General features: G+C 59.9%; 19 protein-coding genes. 3 read left to right on the forward strand and 16 right to left on the reverse strand.

Annotated features, from left to right (window positions below; all coding sequences use genetic code 11):
- Positions 1-280 precede the first annotated feature (280 nt).
- Positions 281-1,297 (forward strand): AraC family transcriptional regulator, encoded by a 1,017-nt coding sequence (locus AD668_RS12245; protein WP_053159002.1) that lies wholly within the window; start codon positions 281-283, stop codon positions 1,295-1,297.
- A 2-nt stretch (positions 1,298-1,299) separates the two neighbouring features.
- On the opposite strand, the gene AD668_RS12250 is transcribed toward AD668_RS12245, so the two are convergent.
- The 5 genes from AD668_RS12250 to AD668_RS12270 all read right to left on the reverse strand — a co-directional run bounded on the left by AD668_RS12250 (position 1,300) and on the right by AD668_RS12270 (position 6,013).
- Positions 1,300-1,845 carry a GNAT family N-acetyltransferase gene (locus AD668_RS12250; RefSeq protein ID WP_053159003.1) on the reverse strand — a complete coding sequence of 182 codons (546 nt, stop codon included), beginning with the start codon at positions 1,843-1,845 and terminating at the stop codon, positions 1,300-1,302.
- 27 nt (positions 1,846-1,872) lie between these two features.
- A complete protein-coding gene (locus AD668_RS12255) occupies positions 1,873-2,343 on the reverse strand; it encodes an LEA type 2 family protein (protein WP_053159005.1) in 471 nt (156 codons plus the stop codon).
- Positions 2,344-2,408: 65 nt separating this feature from the next.
- On the reverse strand, positions 2,409-3,872 hold the full coding sequence (locus AD668_RS12260; protein ID WP_053159007.1) for a nucleobase:cation symporter-2 family protein: 1,464 nt from the start codon (positions 3,870-3,872) through the stop codon (positions 2,409-2,411).
- A gap of 98 nt (positions 3,873-3,970) precedes the next feature.
- The gene (locus AD668_RS12265; RefSeq protein WP_053159009.1) at positions 3,971-4,678 is read right to left on the reverse strand and encodes an HPP family protein; all 708 of its coding nucleotides are present in this window, start codon (positions 4,676-4,678) and stop codon (positions 3,971-3,973) included.
- A 153-nt stretch (positions 4,679-4,831) separates the two neighbouring features.
- Complete coding sequence (locus AD668_RS12270; protein WP_053159011.1) at positions 4,832-6,013, reverse strand: MFS transporter; 1,182 nt, start codon at positions 6,011-6,013, stop codon at positions 4,832-4,834.
- 274 nt (positions 6,014-6,287) lie between these two features.
- Here AD668_RS12270 and xerC point away from each other — a divergent pair, with 274 nt between their 5' ends.
- Positions 6,288-7,256: a tyrosine-type recombinase/integrase gene (xerC, locus tag AD668_RS12275; RefSeq protein ID WP_053159013.1), complete on the forward strand. Its 969-nt coding sequence runs from the start codon at positions 6,288-6,290 to the stop codon at positions 7,254-7,256.
- Positions 7,257-7,266: 10 nt separating this feature from the next.
- Here the strand turns inward: xerC and AD668_RS12280 are convergent, their stop codons facing one another.
- The 10 genes from AD668_RS12280 to AD668_RS12325 form a co-directional block, all read right to left on the reverse strand.
- Positions 7,267-8,337, reverse strand: a complete 1,071-nt coding sequence (locus AD668_RS12280) for an ABC transporter ATP-binding protein (protein WP_053159015.1) — start codon at positions 8,335-8,337, stop codon at positions 7,267-7,269.
- The gene (locus AD668_RS12285) at positions 8,334-9,932 is read right to left on the reverse strand and encodes an iron ABC transporter permease (RefSeq protein ID WP_053159016.1); all 1,599 of its coding nucleotides are present in this window, start codon (positions 9,930-9,932) and stop codon (positions 8,334-8,336) included. Before AD668_RS12285 ends, AD668_RS12280 begins: the two co-directional genes overlap by 4 nt.
- Before the next feature lie 3 nt (positions 9,933-9,935).
- The gene (locus AD668_RS12290) at positions 9,936-10,949 is read right to left on the reverse strand and encodes an iron ABC transporter substrate-binding protein (RefSeq protein ID WP_053159018.1); all 1,014 of its coding nucleotides are present in this window, start codon (positions 10,947-10,949) and stop codon (positions 9,936-9,938) included.
- A gap of 147 nt (positions 10,950-11,096) precedes the next feature.
- Positions 11,097-11,654, reverse strand: coding sequence for a membrane integrity-associated transporter subunit PqiC (locus AD668_RS12295; protein ID WP_053159020.1), 558 nt, complete (start codon positions 11,652-11,654; stop codon positions 11,097-11,099).
- A gap of 17 nt (positions 11,655-11,671) precedes the next feature.
- A complete protein-coding gene (locus AD668_RS12300) occupies positions 11,672-13,351 on the reverse strand; it encodes an intermembrane transport protein PqiB (RefSeq protein ID WP_053159022.1) in 1,680 nt (559 codons plus the stop codon).
- Complete coding sequence (locus AD668_RS12305; protein ID WP_053159027.1) at positions 13,332-13,988, reverse strand: paraquat-inducible protein A; 657 nt, start codon at positions 13,986-13,988, stop codon at positions 13,332-13,334. The genes AD668_RS12300 and AD668_RS12305 overlap by 20 nt, the downstream gene beginning before the upstream one ends.
- A complete protein-coding gene (locus AD668_RS12310) occupies positions 13,985-14,581 on the reverse strand; it encodes a paraquat-inducible protein A (protein ID WP_053159029.1) in 597 nt (198 codons plus the stop codon). Before AD668_RS12310 ends, AD668_RS12305 begins: the two co-directional genes overlap by 4 nt.
- 173 nt (positions 14,582-14,754) lie before the next feature.
- Entirely contained in the window at positions 14,755-16,056 is a 1,302-nt protein-coding gene (locus AD668_RS12315) for an FAD-binding oxidoreductase (RefSeq protein ID WP_053159031.1), read from the reverse strand.
- Positions 16,053-17,141, reverse strand: a complete 1,089-nt coding sequence (locus AD668_RS12320; RefSeq protein ID WP_053159033.1) for a polyamine ABC transporter substrate-binding protein — start codon at positions 17,139-17,141, stop codon at positions 16,053-16,055. The genes AD668_RS12315 and AD668_RS12320 overlap by 4 nt, the downstream gene beginning before the upstream one ends.
- Before the next feature lie 157 nt (positions 17,142-17,298).
- Positions 17,299-18,657: a glutamine synthetase family protein gene (locus AD668_RS12325; RefSeq protein WP_053159036.1), complete on the reverse strand. Its 1,359-nt coding sequence runs from the start codon at positions 18,655-18,657 to the stop codon at positions 17,299-17,301.
- Positions 18,658-18,819: 162 nt separating this feature from the next.
- Here AD668_RS12325 and AD668_RS12330 point away from each other — a divergent pair, with 162 nt between their 5' ends.
- Positions 18,820-19,752, forward strand: coding sequence for a helix-turn-helix domain-containing protein (locus AD668_RS12330; RefSeq protein ID WP_053159038.1), 933 nt, complete (start codon positions 18,820-18,822; stop codon positions 19,750-19,752).
- Here AD668_RS12330 and AD668_RS12335 read toward each other — a convergent pair.
- Complete coding sequence (locus tag AD668_RS12335) at positions 19,749-20,345, reverse strand: cupin domain-containing protein (protein WP_053159040.1); 597 nt, start codon at positions 20,343-20,345, stop codon at positions 19,749-19,751. The genes AD668_RS12330 and AD668_RS12335 overlap by 4 nt on opposite strands.
- Positions 20,346-20,507 lie beyond the last annotated feature (162 nt).

Here is a 20,507-nt window from a genome sequence, read left to right on the forward strand (position 1 = left end):
CAACGTCTCGGATTTAGATAGGGTGCTAAGTTGTAACATAATGACACTCATTCACATATGCCACTGATTGACATTTACCTGAACCTAACCTGAACGATCTCAAGAACACCAAAATCCCTGTGGGAGCGGGCTTGCCCGCGATGGCGTCATAACATTCAACATTGATGTTGAATGATCGATTGCAATCGCGGGCAAGCCCGCTCCCACAGGATCTCCATTGCGCGAACGGGCTGCGCTAATATGCCCACCACTCAAAACAACAACAGGCTCGCCTCGGTCAATGTCGGAAAAAGACACCATTTCCATTCAACTGGTGCGTGAAGCGCTGCTGCAAAGCTGCGCGCCGGGCATCGCCACTGAAGATGTGCTGAACAAGGTCGGCATTGATCCGCAGCTACTGGCAAGCGCCGATGGCCGCGTGCCGGCTACCGCTTACGCGCGTCTGTGGCGGTTGTTGGCACGGCGCGGGGACGATGAGTTTTTTGGCATGGACCCGCGCAAGCTCAAATCCGGCAGCCTGGCGTTTCTCTGCCGTTGCGCCATGGTCCAGCCGAGCCTGGCAACGGGCCTCATCAGCGGTTTGGGTTTCCTGTCCCTGATGCTTGAAAACATGCCCGCCGAGTTGGTGCGTCAACAAAGCCTGGCGGAAATCGTGCTGCTCGAAGACGGCAAAGACCCGCGCCGGGCCTTCACTTATTTCACCTATTGGATGATCGTCCACGGGGTCGCGTGCTGGCTGGCGGGACGGCGAATTCCGATCCTGGCCATCGAATTGCGCTGCCCCCAGCCGGACTTCTGCGATGACTACCAGGTGATGTTTTCCGAGAACCTGCGTTTTGACCGCCCGCGCACGCGGATGATTTTCTCCGCCGATTGCCTGGACGCGCCGATCAAGCGCAGCCCCGAAGAGCTCAAGCGTTTCCTGGCCCATGCACCGGCCAATATCCTGGTCAAATACCGGGATCCGGAGAGCCTCTCCAGCCGGATCAAACAAGATCTACGGCAACTTCCCGCCGAACGCTGGCCAGAAACCGAGGCCCTGGCGCAACGCCTGTGCATGTCAGCCTCGACCTTGCGCCGTCGACTGGCCGAAGAGGGCCAGACCTACCAAGGCCTCAAGGACAGCGTGCGCAAGGAGTTGGCGATTGTCTGGCTGGCGGAACCGGCCATCAGCTTCGCCGAAATCGCCACGCGTCTCGGGTTTGCCGATGCCAGTTCGTTCTACAAGGCGTTTCGCAAGTGGTCAGGGTCAAATCCCGGGCATTACCGCAGCCTGATTCTTAATGAGGCAGAGTGAATTCAGCGCTGTTGCAGCCATTCTTCGCGAGTGATTTCCCAGGTTTCTTTCGTAAATATCCCGCCGACGAATCGACCTTCGTCGGTATGGATCAAGCGCATCCCCGTGCGTTCGGAGAGCCTGCGCGAGCCGGTGTTCGGCGCGGCTTTCGGCACACGCAGCACTGAGCGGCCAAGGGTTTCGAACCAAAAATCGGTGACAGCCTCACTGGCCTCGCTAATGAAGCCCTGACCTTGCCACTTCGGACCGAGCCAGAAGCCGCGGTTGTTGTCCTGTTCGTTCATCAAACTGATGTTGCCGATCAGTTGTTCCGGCGCTGACTTGAGTCGGATCGACCAGTGCCATTCAGAGCCCCGGGCCATCGCCGGTAACGCATTGTCACGCAGATATGTCAGTGCACCGTCTGCCGGATAAGGCCATGGAACAAACTCGTTGAGGTAACGCACCACTTCCCAGTGGGGGAATTGTTGCTGGATCGCTTCGGCATCGGCCAGCTCCAGCGGCCGCAGGATCAGGCGCTCGGTATGAAGCGTAGGGGTAGCTTCCATTGGGGGTGTCGCTCCTTGAGTCAGGCTTCACCTGGCACCGGTCGTCGATGCCGGCAGGTTGAGTGTGCCACTATCGATGAAGCGCTTGGTGTTGAAAACCCCTCCCGAGAGTTTGCCGCGCAATACGTAGGGCATGTTGTTAAGGGTTTTCAGCTGGCTGATGCCGTAGGTCTGGCGGATCACCGAAAACGCCGAGACGCTTACCGGCACGCTCACGATCACGTCGGAAAAACGTCCGATCTTGCCGCGCTCGTCGCTGACGCCGGAGGCGAAGGGTTGGCCGTTGATGTCCAGGTCCAGTGCGACACCGCTGTAGGTGAGGTTGTAGTCGTTGGGATTCTGCACGCGGATCTTCACGGCAAAACGCACTTCCATGCCCTGACCTTGCAGTGGCTCGATGCCGACTACGTTGATTTTCAGCGGGTCACGGTTGGGCAGGGACGAACAGGCGCTCAGGCAGAGCAGGAGGGAAATCAGGACTGCGTGGACGCTGCGCATGGGGGTGCTCTCGAAAAAAAGGGCTGGACCGTCAGCGGCTCAGCCCTTGAGCTCGTCCAGCGGTTCTACTGTGCGACCACCGCAGGTGTTGCGGGTTCATCCTTGGCGGTCACATCCGGGTTTTGCATCACCTGAAGCACCGAGGCTTCCGGGTCGAATTCGTCTTCTTCCAGTTCGAGGAACTCTTCGGGCAGGAAGATATTTAGAACGATAGCGCACAGCGCGCCGACCGTGATGGGCGACTCGAAAATGTTATGCAGCGCCATCGGCAGTTCGCGCAACACCTCGGGAACGGCGGCCACGCCCAGGCCCATGCCGAGGGAGATCGCGACAATCAGCATGTTGCGCCGATGCAGGCCGGCTTCGGCGAGGATCTTGATCCCGGCCACGGCGACGGTGCCGAACATCACCAGCTCGGCGCCACCCAGTACCGGTTTGGGCATCAGTTGCAGTACCGCGCCAATCATCGGGAACAATCCCAGTACCACCAACAGGCCGGCGATAAAAAACGCCACGTAACGACTGGCCACGCCGGTGAGCTGGATCACGCCGTTGTTCTGGGCAAAGGTCACCATCGGCATGCTGTTGAAGACCGCGGCCATGGCCGAATTGAGTCCGTCGGCGAGCAGGCCGGATTTGATCCGGCGGATGTACAGCGGGCCTTTGACCGGTTGGCGGGAGATCATCGAGTTGGCGGTTAGGTCGCCGGCAGCTTCCAGCGGCGACACCAGGAAAATCACCGCCACGGGCACAAACGCCACCCAGTCGAAAGAAAATCCGTATTTGAACGGTACCGGCAAGCTCATCAGCGGCACGTCGGGCAGGCTGGAGAAATTCACCTGGCCCATCAGCCAGGCGACGAAATAACCCAGGGTCAAACCGATCACAATCGCCCCGAGGCGCAAAAACGGCACATCCACCCGGTTCAACACCACGATGGTCCCCAGCACCAGTGCCGCCAACGCCAGGTGACTGGCAGCGCCCAGATCAGGCGCACCGAAGCCGCCGGCGATGTCGGTCATGGCCACTTTGATCAGCGACAAACCCATGAGGGTGATGATGGTGCCGGTGACGACCGGGGTGATCAGCATGCGCAATTTGCCAATGAATTGGCTCAACACCACTTCAATGAAAGCGGCGAAGAAGCACACACCGAAGATCGTCGAAAGGATCTCGTCGGTGCCACCACCCCGAGCCTTGACCATGAACCCGGCGCTGAGTATCACGCTGATGAACGAGAAACTGGTGCCTTGCAGGCACAACAGGCCAGAACCGACGGGGCCGAAGCGCCGCGCCTGAACAAAGGTACCCAGGCCGGAGACGAACAGCGCCATGCTGATCAGGTACGGCACTTCGCTTTGCAGACCCAGGGCGCTGCCCATGATCAGTGTCGGCGTGATGATGCCGACGAAACTGGCCAGCACGTGTTGCAGGGCAGCGAACACCGTGGCGGTCAGGTGCGGGCGGTCGTCGAGTCCGTAGATCAAATCATTGTGGCGTGGAACGGGGGCTTTTTCGGAGGCGGTCATGGTGATTTGCGTGCCTGAAGGCGGGCCGGGTCAGAAAATGGACGCGCAGGATGCCAGAAGCCTCTTGTCACAGCAAAACAAGCTGTCCGCCAGCCAGATCAGAGCCGTGGCGCCAGCACCTCGCCGACGCTGCGGCGGCGGGCGTGCAACTCACTGGCGTGGATCAGTTGCTCAAGGTCTTCAGGGGTCACGTCAAAGAACGCTTCCATCTCGGCCAGCGCCTTTTTCAGGTCCTGGGCAGTAATGGCCTGGCTGTCGATTGGCGGATGGTCCGCCGCAATCACGGCCGCTGGTTCACTGGCGCGTTTGGGGTAACGAACGCGTGTCAGGTTGTTGTAGGCCAGTGCGCTGAGCAGCATCGTCGCCGCGCTGAGCATCACCGGTGCGAGGGCTTTCCAGTCCATGGCAATGGTCGCCGGATCGGCCAGCACCAGAATCAGCGCCAACGCGCCGGCCGGTGGATGCAGGCAACGCAGGCAGCACATCAGAATCAGTGCCATGCCTGCCGCCAGACACGCCGTGGCCAGTGTGCGACCCAAAAGGTGCGCTACCAGCAATGCCAGCACGGCGGCGCACAGATAGCCACCCAGAATCGACCAGGGCTGCGCCAGTGCGCCGGAGGATACCGCGAACAACAGCACCGCCGAAGCGCCCAGTGGACCGATCAGATGTTGTGCCACCTGGATGCCGAACACCTGAGCGCAAAGCCAGACGGTCAGCAGCGTCCCCAGCGCCATGCCGATAGCGGCACGGCTCCATTCAGTGGGTCGGGTGTTGATAGCGGCAGGCAACCAGCGGGCAAACATTTCGAAAACGCTCCGTGAGCAAAAAAATTCAATCAAAAAAAAGGCTTAGCTGGGAAACCCAGAAAGCCCTTTAAGTTGTTCCAACTATTGGGGGAGGAACGGGCACAGTGTGCCGTTCAATCCATTTACTTACAAATTCATATTAATGAGCTTTCAGTGCATTAATTTTGCTGTATGGCCTCGGCCACTGATGAAACACAACAGCCCACCCACAGCGGCAAGAACGCTCATGGCGTAAAACATGGTCGGCGCTGGTGTATGCATCAGCAGGAACCCGCAAATCACCGGGCTCACTGCACCACCCAGTGCTGCCAGGTTCTGCGCGCCGTAGTAGCTGCCACGCAAGTCTTCTGGAGCGAGGGTGTCGACGAAGAGAAATTCTGCCGGATAGATGATGATTTCGCCCAGGGTGAAAATGAACATCGCCACGCACCAGCTCACCAGGCTTTCTGCGAGGCTGAAGCCGATCAGGCCAAGAATGAACAGGCCGGTGCCCGCGACGATCCATTGGCGCAAGTGCTCGCGCTTGAGCAAACGCCCGATCTGGTATTGCAGCAGGATGACGCTGATGGCGTTGCAGGCGAGCAGGGCAGCCATGATTTGCATGGTGTGTCGCGAGTCGCTGGTCACCAGCAGGTATTGCGACAGGTAAAAGGTAAACCGGCCGTGGACCACCGTGCTAAGCAGGCAACCACCGGTGAACATGATCAGGGTGCGGTCGTTTTTCAGGGTGATCAGGGTTTTGAGGAAGCTTTGGACCTGACCCGAATCAGGCGCACGGGCAGGGTCTTTCGGGATCCCGATCATCAGGAAAATGCTTGAAAAGGCAATGGCCGATGCGATAAGGAACGGCGCACTGGTGAAGCGGCTGGCGATCAATACACCGAACATCGGTCCCACGGCGTAACCGATGTTGGTCAGCGTATAGCTCAGGGAAAATGCCTTGGCACGCTGGCCCATGGGCAAATTGTCGCTGAGGATCGCTTTGGAACCGATCAGGAACAGCGCTGACGCGGTTTCGGTGACGATCAGGGTGACCGTGGTCAGGTAGAGGTTCTCGGCAAAGGTCAGCAGGACCAGGCCAACGGCGCTGGAGAGCATCGCGAGGATCAACAGCCGGCGCTTTTCGAAGCGATCAATGATGTAGCCGCCGTAAAGCGATAGCAGGGTGGCGACAAATACGGCGATGCCGAGCAGCAGACCAACGTCCTGTTGGTTGAGGCCGAGTTTGTCGCTGACGAACAGCGTGAGCAGCGGGCTGGTGATGGCGCGGCTGACGACGATGGTCAGCGAGCAGACCAGCAAGCGGCGGATCAGGGGGGAGTAACTGGTCACGGGGAACGTCCTTATTCGATTGAGCCGGTTTCAGCCCAATCCCGGAGGCTACTGTAAACGCAACGTTGAACCTGTGGCGAGGAAGCTTGCTTGCGTTGGGCTGTGCTGCGGCCCTGAGAGCGGACTATTGCGGGCTCCAGCCGGAGCAAGCGCCCTCGTCACAGGCTTTTGTGTATGCGCCACCCCCCGGTTTGGTCGGCATGGCGTTGACTTTCCCGGCCATGACCGGCAGCGTAACGGCCATTGCTGGACCCACACCATTTTTCGTTTATAGATGCACCTCTCTATTTCAAGGCCGTTTCGTTTGATTGACTTACCCGATGCTGATTCGCGCACTCCCTCCACCAACCCGCTAACCGTGTATCTGGCCCGTCTCGCACCGTCCAGTCAGCTGACCATGCGCTATGTGTTGCAGGACGCTGCCGACCGCTTGGGTTTTGAAGACGTCGATATCGAAGAGATCCCCTGGTACAACCTGCAGCCAGAAGACGTGATCGCGCTGGTGGCGGCCTTGCGCGAGGATGGTTATGCACCGAACACCTCTTCGCTGTACGTCAACGCGGTACGCGGCGTGATGAACGAAGCGTGGCGCATGAGCCTGATTTCTCAGGAACACCTGTTGAAAATGCGTTCGGTAAAGGGCATTACCGGGACGCGGCTGTCCCAGGGGCGCAATCTCAGGCGAACACTGATCAAGGAATTGATGGCGGTCTGCGCCGCCGATCCGAGGCCACAAGGCCTGCGGGATGCAGCGATCATCGCGATTCTGTACGGTTCCGGCATGCGTAAATCGGAATCGGTGAACCTGGAACTGAACCAGGTCGACTTCACCGAGCGCAGCCTGCGCGTCACCGCCAAGGGCAACAAACAATTGATCAAGTACGCACCCGCCTGGGCTTTCGCCAAACTCGAAGCCTGGCTGGAACTGCGTCGATCCATGTTGAAGGAGGGCGAGGAGGACGATCCGTTCCTGTTCAACCGTATTCGTCGTGGCAGCCACATCACCCGCGAGCGCATCACCAAACATGCGATCTATTACATTGCCCGGCAACGGGGCACGCAAGTCGGGGTGAAAATCATGCCCCACGATTTCCGGCGTTCATTCATTACCCGGGTGATCGAAGAACACGATTTGTCGATTGCACAGAAACTGGCCCACCACAGCAACATCCAGACCACGGCCAATTACGATGTGCGTGATGACAATGAGCGACGCCGGGCGGTTGATCGCTTCGACCTTTGAGGCGAGGAATTCAAACCTCGCTCAGGACGTGGGCGTGGCCGATGGTCGAGACCTGAACCGCGCTGCCGGCCGGTGGCGCGTACATGCCCGAGCTGCGTACCAGCAGTGATCGGCCGGGTTGTTCGCTATTGACCAAAGGTTGCAGCTCCACAGTCAACGTGCAGGTATTGCCGCTGAAATCCCGGTCGATCACGACTGCGCGACAACCGGCAACGTCTGCATCGCTCGGCAGGATACTGACCAATTGCAGCTGTTCAGGCCGCAGCATGATCTGCGCCGCGCTGTTGTTGCGGTGATTGTTGACCGGAATCCGCCCCAGATCACAATGGGCCCAGCCGGCCTCGATGCGCGCCGGCAAGACCACGGCATCGCCGAGAAACAGCGCGGTCTGTTCGTCTTCGGGATAACGGTAAAGATCCAGCGGATGCCCCGACTGCACCAATTGGCCATGTCGCATCACCGCCAGTTGATCGGCGAATGACAAGGCTTCGCTCTGGTCATGGGTCACCAGAATGGTGGTGACGCCCGTCTCTTCAAGCAGGCGGGCGACCATTTTGCGCATGGCCGCCCGCAAACCGGTGTCGAGTGCCGAGAACGGCTCATCCAGCAACATCAGGCGCGGTTGCTGTGCCAAGGCACGGGCCAGCGCCACACGTTGCTGCTGGCCTCCGGACAATTCGTGAGGCCAGCGCTCGGCCATATTCGAATCCAGCGCCACGCTGTCCATCAATTCATCGATGCGATGTTGTCGGACAGCGCCCTTGGTCGACAGGCCGAAGCCGATGTTGGCCGCTACGGTCATGTGCGGAAACAGCGCGCCGTCCTGGGGCACATAACCGATCAGGCGCTGGTGTGCCGGCACTTCGTGGGTGCTGTCGACCAGCGTCTGGCCGTTCAGCGACAGGCGCCCGGTATCGGGGAATTCGAAGCCGGCGATCATCCGCAGCAAGGTGGTTTTGCCAGAGCCCGAGGGGCCGACAATCACTGTGCGGCTGCCGCTGGGCACTGACAGACTGACGTCGTCCAGGGCACGATGGGTGCCGTAGGTTTTACTCAGCGAATGCAGTTCGAGCGTGTTCATCGGCCCGCCGTTTTTTTCGATTGATGATAAAGGAGCCCGGTCAAGGGCAGCGACAACAGGATCATCAGCAGCGCATAGGGAGCCGCGGCGGCGTAATCGATTTCGCTGGTCATCGCCCAGAACCCGGTGGCCAGGGTGCGCGTGCCGTTCGGGGCGAGCAGCAGGGTGGCGGTCAATTCATTGGTGATCGCCAGAAATACCAGTGCCGCGCCCGCGGCCGCGCCCGGTGCAGCCAGACGCAGGGTAATCAGCCACAGCGCCCTGGCGGGTGAGCGGCCAAGGCTGCGGGCGATGTTTTCCAGCTCCACCGGGGCTTGGGCGATGCCGGCACGTAAACTCACCAGCGCCCGGGGCAAAAACATCAGCAGGTACGCCAGCAGCACGGTAATCGTGGTCTGGTAGATCGGCCGCGCGAAATGAATGGTGACCGTCACCAGCGCCAGTGCCACGACAATGCCGGGCAAGGAGCTGGTGATGTAGTTGCAGCTTTCCAGCACCCGCTGCATTCGGCCGGGATAACGAATCGACAACCACGCAATCGGGATAGCTGCGCAGGTGGTCAGCGCCGCGCCCGCTACGCCGAACAACAGGGTTTGTTGCAAGGCGGGTAATAGTTCCGGCAGGTTCCAGACTTGAGCGCCCCCGGCGACCAGCCACCTGCCGAGCGTCAGCAACGGAACACCCAGGGCGAGCAGGCAGGTCACGACCATCAGGATCATGGACAAAAGAGTCGACGGTGTTTTAAGGATCACGACCCGTTGATCCCGGGCACTGCCGGAACCGACGCGGGCGTAACGCGCCGATCCCCGTGCGGCCGATTCCACGGTCAACATGGCCAGACAGCACAACGCGAGCACACTGGCCAACATGTGCGCGGCGGGGCCGTTGAAGGTGGACTTGAACTGATCGAAGATCGCCGTGGTGAAGGTGTCGAAGCGGATCATCGCGTACAGGCCGTATTCGGCGAGCAGATGCAGCCCGACCAGCAACGCGCCACCACAAACGGCCAGGCGCAACTGCGGCAGCACCACGCGATAAAATACCGCCCAGGGCTTGAGGCCCAGGGATTCGGCGACGTCTTCAATGGCCGGATCAAGCCGACGCAACGTCGCCGCCACCGGCAAGTACAGAAACGGGAAATAGGCGATCACCGACACCAGCACACCCGCAAACAACCCGTGAATCGGCGGCACCAGGCTGACCCACGCATAGCTGTGAACGAACGCGGGGACCGCCAGCGGCGCGGTTGCCAGCAACGACCACCAGCGCCGTCCCGGCAGATTCGTGCGCTCCGTCAGCCACGCCAGCGTCACGCCCAATGCGATGCACAACGGAATCGTCAGCAGCACCAACAACACGGTGTTGACCAGCAGTTCACCGACTCGAGGGCGCAACACCAATGTCACAACGCTCGCCCAACCGGTCTGCAAGGACACGCCAATGACGTAGGCAATCGGCAGCAGTGCCAGCAACGAAACCAGCACCGACAAACCGATTACCCACGCGCCGCCACGCCCCGCGAACACCCCACGGGATCGTCGACGCAAATGTGCGGGTATCGGCTCGGCGATCCCCGCAGGCAGTATTTCCGGCATCAATTAAAGCAGTCCGGCCTGTGTCATCAGCTCCACGGCTTTTTTACTGTCGAGTTTCGAGGCATCGACGGTCGGCGCATCGAGTTGTTGCAGAGGCACCAGTTTAGGGTTGGATTCAGCGCCCTTGCCCACGGCGTATTCAAACGACTTGCCAGTCTTCAGCACAGCCTGGCCATCCTTGCCGGTGATGTACTTGAGAAACGCCTGGGCTTGTTCCTTGTGTTTGCTGGAGGCCAGCACGCCACCACCGGAAATGCTGACAAACGCACCCGGATCCTTGTGCTTGAAGTAGTGCAGGGCGGTGTTCTTGCTGTTTTCGCCAGTCTTGGCCTGATCGACGTAAGCGTAATAGTGATAGATCACGCCGCTGTCGATCTGCCCGGCGTTCACTGCCTTGAGTACCGAACTGTTGCCGCGGTACGCGGTGAAGTTGGTTTTCATCGCCTTGAGCCAGTCGAGGGTCGCCGCTTCACCTTTTTGTTCGAGGATGGCGGCGACGATCGCCTGGAAGTCGGCACCGCCCGGTGAGGCGGCCCAGCGGCCTTTCCAGCCTGGCGCGGACAGGTCCATGATCGATTTGGGCAGGTCGGCTTCCGCCAGCTTGGCCGGGTTATAGACAAACACCGTAGAGCGTGCGGCAATGCCGACCCATTTGCCGTGGGCCGGGCGGTAGGCCGCGTCCACTTGCTCCAGCGTGGTGTTGTCGACCGGGGCAAACAGGCCGGCATTGTCGACCAGCACCATGGCCGGCGAGTTTTCGGTCAGGAACACATCGGCAGGGGAATCCGCACCTTCCTGCACGATCTGGTTGCCCATCTCGGTGTCATCGCCATTGCGCAACGTTACGGGGATACCGGTCTCCTGAGTAAACGCCGCAACCCAGGATTTGGTCAGGCTTTCATGCTGCGCGTTGTAGACCACCAGGCCGACGGAATCCGCGGCATACACGTGGCCGGCGCTCAACAGCGCAGTGGCTAGCAGGGCTTTTTTCAGAAAGGCGGGGAAATGCGGATTCATGCGGCGCCAGCTCCTGTTTTTAGAGTCTTGCAGGCTGAGTCGAGAGAATCGACAACGCAACGTCGTCAATTATTCTAGATCAATACGAATCATTTGCATGTTTGAGGGGCGGCTAATTTCAACCGCCCTTTAGAAAAAATCGTCAAATCATTGCGATGCAGGACAGCCTTTTTGTATGCCTGCCGATGCTTGGTTGATCAACTCAGCCAGGCGCTTGACGTTTTTCTGCTGTGCGAGTACCAGGTCATCAATGCTAGGCCCGGACGGCGTTTTCAGGGTGCTGCGGCAGATGATCCGTACGGCATCGGCTTCACCGCCGCTGCGCAGACGCCATTTGACGTCCATCAGCGCGTATTGCCCCGGCACGGAGTCAAAACGCTGTACGTGGATCCGTACCGATTGCCGGTTATGGGCATTGCTGTTGGTCAATTGATCGATCAACGCGCTGCGCAATTCGTCGACGAGGTTGGAACCCCACCACTGGGTTTCCAGAATCGCCAGTCCGCTGTCACCCTCGCGAATGACGATCTGCGGACGATCGACCTGTGGCGGCACGGTCAGGGTGTCAATCTGGATAATCCCGGCGCTTTTGGAGTGAACACCCGGTTGCGCCGGGGTCAGGGTGTGGAACTGAATCGGGTCACTGCGGCAAGCGGCAAGCAGTACCAACGCAGCGACCAATGTGAGCTTCAGCGGAAAAACCATGGTTGTTGCTCCTTTATTCAATTGCGCGGAGGCCCTTTAAGGTCCATCGGTGCGGCATTGTCGGGACGGCCGCGCAGCAGCGATTCCGGATGCCGGCCCAGGTAATCCGAAAGGTCGCGCAAGGATCTCGATGTGCGTCCCAGTTCATCCAGGGTCTCGCCCAGTTTTTCCCGCTGCGGAGAATCCTCGGCCAGGGTCGAGTTGGCCGATTGCAGGGTGGTATTGGCCGAATCCAGGGTTTTGCTCAGGTCAGCCAGAGTGGTTGACACGTTAGGCAGCGTCTTGGCGTTGAATTGCACCAGGCCTTTGCGCAGTTCCACGAGGTTGCCATCGAGATTGCCGGCAATGCGCTCCACGGGCAGCTTGTTGAGCTTGTCGACCATGGCTTCGAGTTTTTCCTGCAATTGCTCGAGGCTGCCCGGCACGGTCGGGACCATGATCGGGCGCGCATTGGCATCGAAAGCAACTTTCTCGGCTTTTGGATAGAAATCCATGGAGATGTAGAGCTGGCCGGTCAGGAAATTGCCGGTACGGGCCTGGGCACGCAGGCCGTTCTCGATAAATGAGCCGATCAAACGCACCGCACCGGCTTCGTCGCTCGGGTCATGATTGAGCGCCTTGAGCATTTTGACATGGGCCTGCCCCAGGCGTTGCGGGTAGATCACAATGCCGACATTGACCGGGAAGGTGCGTTTCTTGGCGTCGAAATCCAGGTTGATCGACACCACTTTGCCGATTTCGATGCCCAAGAATTCCACCGGCGCATCGACCTTGAGTCCGCGCAGGGCCTGTTCGAAGCGCATGGACATGTACTGCGGCTTGCCATTGGGCGGGGCGAGGGCAGTTTGTTGGTCGTCGAACAGTTCGTAGGCGTATTCGGCGGCAGCAGGTTTATCGTTGGGGCTGTAGTCCGGCGCACGGAACGCAATGCCGCCGACCAGTATGGCTGACAGCGATTCGGTCTTGACCGCGAAACCGTTGGCGCCGACGTTGACGTCAATCCCGCTGGCGTTCCAGAACCGGGTGTTTTCGGTGACGTACTTGTCGTGCGGCGAGTGGATGAACAACTCGATGTTCACGCCTTTACCGTCCGGGTCAAGGGCGTACGCCACGACCTGGCCGACCGGGATCTTGCGGAAATAAACCGGGGAGCCGATATCCAGCGACCCCAGATCCTGAGTGATCAAGGTGAAACGCTTGCCCGGTTCGCCATAGGTAATCGGCGGCGGGTTTTCCAGACCCTGAAAGTGCTTCGAGCGGCCATTGGCCTGGCCGATGTCGGCACCAATGTAATCGCCGGACAGCAACGTATCGATACCCGAGACGCCGCCAGCCCCGATGCGCGGCCGGACCACCCAGAACTGTGAGTCTTCGCGGGTGAAGCTCTCCGCCTGCTTGGACAACTTGATGGTGGCGTTGACGCTTTTCTGGTCGTTGCTCAGGTCCACGTCCGTGACATGGCCGATCACCACGTTGCGGTACTTGACCTCGGTCTTGTTGGCGGTCAGGCCGCTACCGGTCTTGAAGTTCACCACAATGGTGGGGCCTTCTTGCAGAATGCTGTGAACCACCAGCGAAATCCCCACCAGCACCGCGACAATCGGCACGATCCAGACCAGCGAAAAGCTGAACCGGCCGCCCGTCTTGATCGGGGCCTGCCCTGGAGCTTGTGGCTCGTTAGTGGTTTGCGACTGCATCCTTGACCTCCTCAGTTTGTGGGTCCTGCTGCTCTTTATCCCAAATCAGGCGCGGGTCGAAACTCATCGCCGACAGCATGGTGAACACCACCACCAGACCAAAGAACAAAATGCCCGGACGCGGCTCGATGTCGGCCAGGGCTTGAAACTTCACCAGCGAGGCCACCAGCGCGACCACGATCACATCGAGCATCGACCAGTAGCCGATGACTTCGACGAAACGGTACAGCGTCGAGCGCTCCCTGCGCGCCCATGCGCTTTCGCGTTGCACGCTCACCAGCAGCAACGTGAGGGCGACGAACTTGACGCCGGGCACCGCGATACTGGCGATAAAAATGATCAGGGCGATGTCCCAGGCGCCTGCTTCCCAGAACTCCAGGACGCCACTCATGATCGTGCTGTCGGCGCCGCTGCCGACCATTTTGGTGTTCATCACCGGCAACAGATTGGCCGGGATGTAAAACACCAGCGCCGCGATCATGTAGGCCCAGGTCCGGGTCAACGAATTGGTTTTGCGTCGGTGCAAGGGTGCGCCACAGCGTTCGCATTCGTGGGGCGCATGAGTGACGTCGCAGGCCAGGCCACAACTGTGGCACAGGCAAAGATTGAGTTCGTCGGCGACCGGAGGCCTGCTCATAAGATGTCCCACAGTTCACGAATATCGCGCCCGGCGATGCGGATCATCAACAGACTCAGAATCGCCAGGGCAATCAGGCCGATGCCGGGCAGCACGTCGAGCAACCCGGCGAGCTTGATCACCGCGACCATCGCGCCCAGCAGACAGACTTCGAGCATGCTCCACGGCCTCAAGCTTTCCAGCCAGCGCATGCAGAATTTGAAACCGGGTGCGCGCCGTTGGGTGAGGGCGAAACCCAGGACCCAGAGCAGCAGCATCAACTGAATGATCGGCGCGATGATCATCGCAATGGCGGCGACCATGGCAATGAAGGTAATGGGGCCCAGACTCAGGGCCAATACCGAGTCCCAAAGGGTCGCGCTGTTTTTCAGGCCCTTGAGGCTGATACTCATGATGGGATAGAAATTGGCGAAGACCCAGAGCATCAAAGCGGTGAACGTCAGCGCCAGACGCTGCTCCACGGTCAGGCCGTTATAGCGCTGAAGCACGCCGCCGCAGCGCGTGCACAGGGTTTTCTGATGTTTGGCGAGCGACACTTTTTCATACACGCAATCGCAGTGCTCGCAGATGATCAGCTGATCAGTAGTTGCCATGGGCAAAGCTCAACAGAAGGCAGGAAGTTCAGAGCACCTCCTCAATATAGAAGTGGTTCGCAATTGAGCAAATAGAAATAAGTGTAGGAGCCGGCTTGCTGGCGAATCGGGCGGTGCGGTATGTCAGGCAGACCGCCTTCGCCGACGAGCCAGCTCCTGCAGGGTAAAGGCTGTCAGCCCAACACTTCACGCACCCTGTACCACAACATTCCCAGTGCCAGCAGCGGCGAACGCAGGGCGCGGCCGCCGGGGAAGGTCATGTGTGGCACGGCGCTGAACACGTCGAAGCCTTTGCTGTGACCGGCATGGATCGCTTCGCCCAACAGTTTCGCGCACCAATGGGTCACGTTCAGGCCATGGCCGGAGTAACCCTGGGCGTAGAACACGTTAGGGTGCTGGCTCAGGCGACCGACCTGCGGGAAGCGATTGGCCGAGATGCCGATTTTGCCACCCCATTGAAAATCGATGCGGGTGTTGGCCAGTTGAGGGAACACCTTGAGCATCTGCGGGCGCATGTAGGCGGCGATGTCCGCCGGATCTCGCCCGGAATAGTGACAGGCGCCACCGAACAGCAATCGCCGGTCTGCCGAGAGCCGGTAGTAATCCAGGCCGACTTTCTGATCGCACAGCGCCAGGTTGTGCGGGATCAACTGCGCGGCGGCTTCTGCTGACAAAGGCTCGGTGGCAATAATGTAGCTGCCCGCCGGCAGTACCTTGCCGCTGAGTTTGGGTTCGAGTTCTTCCAGATGCGCGTTACACGCCAGCACCAAGGTGTTGGCGCGAACCGTTCCACCGGCGCATCGCACTAGCGCGGTGCTGCCATGGATCAACTCCAGCACCGGACTTTGCTCGAAGATCTGTACGCCAAGGGTTTCTGCGACCCTCGCTTCGCCCAAGGCCAGATTCAGCGGATGCAAATGCCCCGAGCCCATGTCCACCAGGCCACCGGCATACACGCCGGAATTCACCACGTGTTCACGGATCTGCCCGGGTGCGATCAAGCGGGTTTCATGGGCGTAGCCCGACTTGATCAGTTCGGCCTGTTCGGCCTTCATCGCCGTGAACTGCGCCGCCGTGTTGGCCAGCTCGCAAAAGCCCCAACGCAGGTCGCAATCGATGCCGTGTTCGCGAATACGATCGGCCACCACTTGCACCGACTCGATGCCGGCGTGCTCAAGGTATTGCACGCCGTCGGCACCAATGTGTTTGGCGAAACCGCTGACGTCATGCCCGATGCCGCGAATCAACTGACCGCCGTTGCGCCCGCTGGCGCCCCAGCCAATCCGTCGGGCTTCGAGCAGGATCACCGAGAGCCCGCGCTGGGCCAGTTCGATGGCCGTGTTGATGCCGGTGAAGCCGCCGCCGATCACGCAGACGTCGGCCACCAGATCCGTGTCCAGGGTCGGCCGCGGCTTCATGCCTCTGGCCGACGCGGCGTAATAGGAATGGGTGTGTTCGCGGGTGTACTGATTCATTTGTTGGACTTCACTTTGCTCCACGACCGGGTCATCAGACGCATGATCGATTGGGGCGGGGTCGTGGAGATATACAGCTTGTCGAGGACTTCCTGGGATGGGTAAACCTCGGGGTTGTTCACCAGTTCAGGTTCCATGAACTGTTTGGCGGCCGGGTTCGGGTTGGCATAGCCGACCGAGGCGCTGACCTTGGCGATCACCTGCGGGTCGAGCAGGTAATTGATGAAGGCGTGGGCTTCTTTGGGGTTGCTCGCGTCGGCGGGAATGGCCAGCAGGTCGAACCACAGGTTGGCGCCTTCCTTGGGAATGGCATAGGCGATATTGACGCCGTTGCCGGCTTCCTTGGCCCGGTTGGCGGCCTGGAACACATCACCCGAGTAACCGAAGGCGACGCAGATGTCGCCGTTGGCCAGGTCCGAGACGTACTTGGACGAGTGGAAATAGGTGATGTAAGGGCGAATGCTCAGCAGCTTGGCTTCGGCTTTTTTGAAGTCTTCAGGATTCTCGCTGCGTGGGTCCATGCCCATGTAGTTGAGCATCGCCGGGAACACTTCGTCGGCCGAATCCATCATCGACACGCCACAGGCGCTGAGCTTCTTGATGTTTTCCGGTTCGAACAGCACGGCCCAGGAATCGATCTTGTCGATGCCCAGCACAGCCTTGACCTTGTCGACGTTGTAGCCGATGCCGTTGGTGCCCCACAGGTAAGGCACCGAGTGCGAGTTGCCCGGATCGTTTTTCTCCAGCAACGCCAGTAATTTCGGGTCGAGGTTTTTGAAATTCGGCAGCTGCTCGCGGTCCAGTTTCAGAAAGGCACCGGCCTTGACCTGACGGGCGAGGAAGTGGTTGGACGGCACGACTACGTCATAGCCGGTGCGGCCGGCAAGGAGTTTGCCCTCCAGGGTTTCATTGGAATCGAAGACGTCGTAGATCACCTTGATCCCGGTCTTGGCCTGGAAGTCGGCGAGGGTGGTTTCGCCGATGTAATCGGTCCAGTTATAGACGCTGACCTGAGGCTGGGCCTGGGCGACGGCACTGAACAGGACCGCCATCGCGACGGGAACCACGGATTTCAAAAGACGCATATCGATACCTTCTTGGAATTATTGGGTTATCCCGATTTTTTTCTGTCCGAACTGTAGGAGCCGGCTTGCTGGCGAAAGGGGAATGCGGTGTATCAGGTACACCCCGCCACGTCTTTCGCCAGCAAGCCGGCTCCTACAGGGAGCGTGTGTGCTGTCGTCAGACGCTAAGCATCAGGAACTCACGCTCCCAGGAGCTGATCACCCGCTTGAAGTTCTCGTGCTCGGCGCGTTTGACCGCGACATAGCCACGCACGAACTTGTCGCCCAGGTAACGGCCAATGGTTTTGCACTCTTCCATTTGCGTCAGCGCGTCTTCGATAGTGATTGGCAGGCGCAGGTTGCGACGCTCATAGGCACGGCCCTGGACCGCAGCACTCGGTTCGATGCGCTCGACCATGCCGAGGTAACCGCACAACAGACTGGCGGCAATGGCCAGGTACGGGTTCGCGTCGGCGCCCGGCAGGCGGTTTTCCACGCGCATGGCGTCCGGGCTGGACGTCGGTACGCGCAGGCCGACGGTGCGGTTTTCTTCGCCCCACTCGACGTTTACCGGTGCCGAAGTGTCCGGCAGGAAGCGGCGGAACGAGTTGACGTTCGGCGCGAACATCGGCAGCACTTTCGGGATGTATTTCTGCAAGCCACCGATGTGATGCAGGAACAGTTCGCTCATGTTGCCAGCGGCATCGGCGAAGATCGGCTGGCCGGTGGCGATGTCCACCACGCTCTGGTGAATGTGCATGGCGCTGCCCGGCTCATCGCCGACCGGCTTGGCCATGAAGGTGGCCGCCACGTTGTGCTTGAGCGCCGCTTCACGCATGGTGCGTTTGAACACGGTGATCTGGTCGGCCAGGTCCAGGGCATTGCCATGACGGAAGTTGATTTCCATCTGTGCCGGGCCGTCTTCGTGGATCAGCGTGTCCAGGTCCAGGCCTTGCAGTTCGCACCAGTCGTAGACGTCTTCGAACAGCGGATCGAATTCGTTCGCGGCGTCGATGGAGAACGACTGACGACCGCTTTCGGCACGGCCCGAACGGCCCATGGGTGCCTTGAGCGGCAAGTCCGGGTCTTCGCAGCGCTGGGTCAGGTAGAACTCCATTTCCGGCGCAACAATCGGACGCCAGCCCTTGTCGGTGTACAACTGCAGGACTTTCTTGAGCACGTTGCGCGGCGACAGTTCGATCGGGTTGCCGAATTTGTCGAAGGTGTCGTGGATCACGATGGCGGTCGGCTCGATGGCCCATGGCACCACGTACACAGCGTCGGCGTCCGGCTTGCAGACCATGTCGATGTCGGCCGGGTCGAGCAGGTCGTAGTAGATGTCGTCGTCGACAAAGTCCCCGGTTACCGTTTGCAGAAGGACACTTTCCGGCAGGCGCATGCCTCGCTCATGCAGGAACTTGTTGGTCGGTGCAATTTTGCCGCGTGCAATGCCGGTCAGATCGCTGACGACGCACTCGACTTCGGTAATCTTGTGATCTTTCAGCCAAGTGAACAGCTGATCGAAAGGGACATTCATAAAGACCTCGTTATTGGTTTTATTAACGCCAGGAGAGACCGGTTTCATCCGCCGGACACTTCCCCTGTAGCGCGTTGACGACTATCTTGTGCGAGCCGTGCGGTTCCATCTATCCACTTTAAGCAGCACAAAGCGCACCAAAAGAGTGCGTAAGGTCGCCCCATGACAGGTTCAACTTCCCTCCAGGTCCAAGCGTTCAGCACCGCCGATGTTGCCGAGCAAATCCGCGCTACGCCCGGCTGGGTGCAGCAATACCAGCAGATGTCGCCGGGGCATTTCGCGGGCCTGGTGCGTTATCTGGATCTTCAGGGCGTGGAGATTTACGAGGAGTCGATGAACACCCGGGTCGAGCAGAATTTCAGCGCGCCCCAGGGTTCGCTGGCGTTCTGTTTCGATCGCAGCGACAACGCGCTGTACGTGTTGAATGGCGAAAGCCGCAACATCTGGATCACCCCGGAGAACTACCAGGAAATCGCCGTGGTGTTCGGCCCCGAGTTTGTCCAGCGCCACAGCCTGGATGTCGCCCGGCTCGAAGGTCTGTTCATGGCACCGCTCAATTCCCAGCAGAATGCGCTGTTCAGTCGCTGGCTCAGCGGCACGCTGACGCGCCTTTCGCAGACGTTCGATCCGCTGAGTCGCGAAGCCCTGACCCAGCAATTGCTGGACGATTGTCTGTTCATTCTCGACAACGCCTGCGTGTGTCTCGACCAGGGTGCCTTGCAACGCCGCGCCGGGGAGCGGGCGATCATGAAACGGGTAGGGGAATGGGCGGCGGACACGCCGGAAGAACACCTCAACCTGCTGGAGCTGTCACAGGTTGCCGGAGTTTCACTGCGTCAGCTGCAGCACGCCTTCAAGACCTACGCCGGCATGGCGCCGACCCAATGGTTGCGCTTGCGCCGGCTCAACAGTGCCCGCCGCGAACTGCTCAGCCGCACGCCGACGCAAACCACGGTGGCCGAAGTGGCCATGCATTGGTCGTTCTGGCATTTGGGCCGGTTTTCCAGCAGCTACCGCGCCTTGTTCAACGAGCTGCCGAGCGATACGCTCAAGCGTGCGAGTGCCACTGGGCCCAGCGGTCGTGGTCGGCGTTAAAAGGTTGGCGGCGTGATCACCCAGATCACCACCGCATCGACGTCGCCAGGGTTGCCGTAACGGTGCGGTTGCTGGCTGGAGAAGCTGAAGCTGTCGCCTTCATTGAGCTGGAAATACCGTTCGCCGACCCACAGCTCGAAACTCCCCGAGAGCAGGTAACCGGCTTCTTCACCGTCATGGCTGTAGCTTTGCTGGCTGTAGGTGCCCGGCGGAAATCGCGAGTGAAGCATTTCCAGTTGGCGGTTGGCTTGCGGGGTCAGCAACTGGTCGACGATGCCGTCTTCGTAATGCACGTTCAGGCGACTGTTCTTGCGCACCACGATGCCGTCGTCCTCGGGAGCGGTGACGGCTTCGCTGGCGAAAAACCATTGGATGGTCACGCCCAGGCTTCTGGCGATGTTGAACAGCGCGGGGATCGACGGATACGCCAGGTTGCGTTCCAGCTGGCTGATATAGCCGGCGGTGAGTTCGCTCTGCTGCGCCAGTTCGACCAGGGTCATGCCCCGGCGCTTGCGCAGGCCGCGAATGCGCGTGCCGAGGAAATGCGGTTCGGCGCTGCCGGTTGCGGGGGGTGTCTTGCTGTTGTTGCTCATGGAAAATTCCGAACCGGGAAGAGGATCGCATCCCCTGTAGGAGCGAGCCTGCTCGCGATGCGGTGGGTCAGCCAACATTGATGTTGAATGTACTGACGCTATCGCGAGCAGACTCGCTCCTACAGGGGCGGTGTTAGCCGTGAAAGCCCCGGAGTATAAACA

Origin of the sequence: Pseudomonas sp. P1.8, assembly GCF_001269805.1 — a bacterium.
Lineage (GTDB): Bacteria > Pseudomonadota > Gammaproteobacteria > Pseudomonadales > Pseudomonadaceae > Aquipseudomonas.

Coding starts and splice junctions, on each gene's coding strand:
- AD668_RS12245 (WP_053159002.1), top strand. CDS start 281: ATGTCGGAAAAAGACACCATTTCCATTCAACTGGTGCGTGAAGCGCTG.
- AD668_RS12250 (WP_053159003.1), bottom strand. CDS start 1,845: ATGGAAGCTACCCCTACGCTTCATACCGAGCGCCTGATCCTGCGGCCG.
- AD668_RS12255 (WP_053159005.1), bottom strand. CDS start 2,343: ATGCGCAGCGTCCACGCAGTCCTGATTTCCCTCCTGCTCTGCCTGAGC.
- AD668_RS12260 (WP_053159007.1), bottom strand. CDS start 3,872: ATGACCGCCTCCGAAAAAGCCCCCGTTCCACGCCACAATGATTTGATC.
- AD668_RS12265 (WP_053159009.1), bottom strand. CDS start 4,678: ATGTTTGCCCGCTGGTTGCCTGCCGCTATCAACACCCGACCCACTGAA.
- xerC (WP_053159013.1), top strand. CDS start 6,288: ATGCACCTCTCTATTTCAAGGCCGTTTCGTTTGATTGACTTACCCGAT.
- AD668_RS12280 (WP_053159015.1), bottom strand. CDS start 8,337: ATGAACACGCTCGAACTGCATTCGCTGAGTAAAACCTACGGCACCCAT.
- AD668_RS12285 (WP_053159016.1), bottom strand. CDS start 9,932: ATGCCGGAAATACTGCCTGCGGGGATCGCCGAGCCGATACCCGCACAT.
- AD668_RS12290 (WP_053159018.1), bottom strand. CDS start 10,949: ATGAATCCGCATTTCCCCGCCTTTCTGAAAAAAGCCCTGCTAGCCACT.
- AD668_RS12295 (WP_053159020.1), bottom strand. CDS start 11,654: ATGGTTTTTCCGCTGAAGCTCACATTGGTCGCTGCGTTGGTACTGCTT.
- AD668_RS12300 (WP_053159022.1), bottom strand. CDS start 13,351: ATGCAGTCGCAAACCACTAACGAGCCACAAGCTCCAGGGCAGGCCCCG.
- AD668_RS12305 (WP_053159027.1), bottom strand. CDS start 13,988: ATGAGCAGGCCTCCGGTCGCCGACGAACTCAATCTTTGCCTGTGCCAC.
- AD668_RS12310 (WP_053159029.1), bottom strand. CDS start 14,581: ATGGCAACTACTGATCAGCTGATCATCTGCGAGCACTGCGATTGCGTG.
- AD668_RS12315 (WP_053159031.1), bottom strand. CDS start 16,056: ATGAATCAGTACACCCGCGAACACACCCATTCCTATTACGCCGCGTCG.
- AD668_RS12320 (WP_053159033.1), bottom strand. CDS start 17,141: ATGCGTCTTTTGAAATCCGTGGTTCCCGTCGCGATGGCGGTCCTGTTC.
- AD668_RS12325 (WP_053159036.1), bottom strand. CDS start 18,657: ATGAATGTCCCTTTCGATCAGCTGTTCACTTGGCTGAAAGATCACAAG.
- AD668_RS12330 (WP_053159038.1), top strand. CDS start 18,820: ATGACAGGTTCAACTTCCCTCCAGGTCCAAGCGTTCAGCACCGCCGAT.
- AD668_RS12335 (WP_053159040.1), bottom strand. CDS start 20,345: ATGAGCAACAACAGCAAGACACCCCCCGCAACCGGCAGCGCCGAACCG.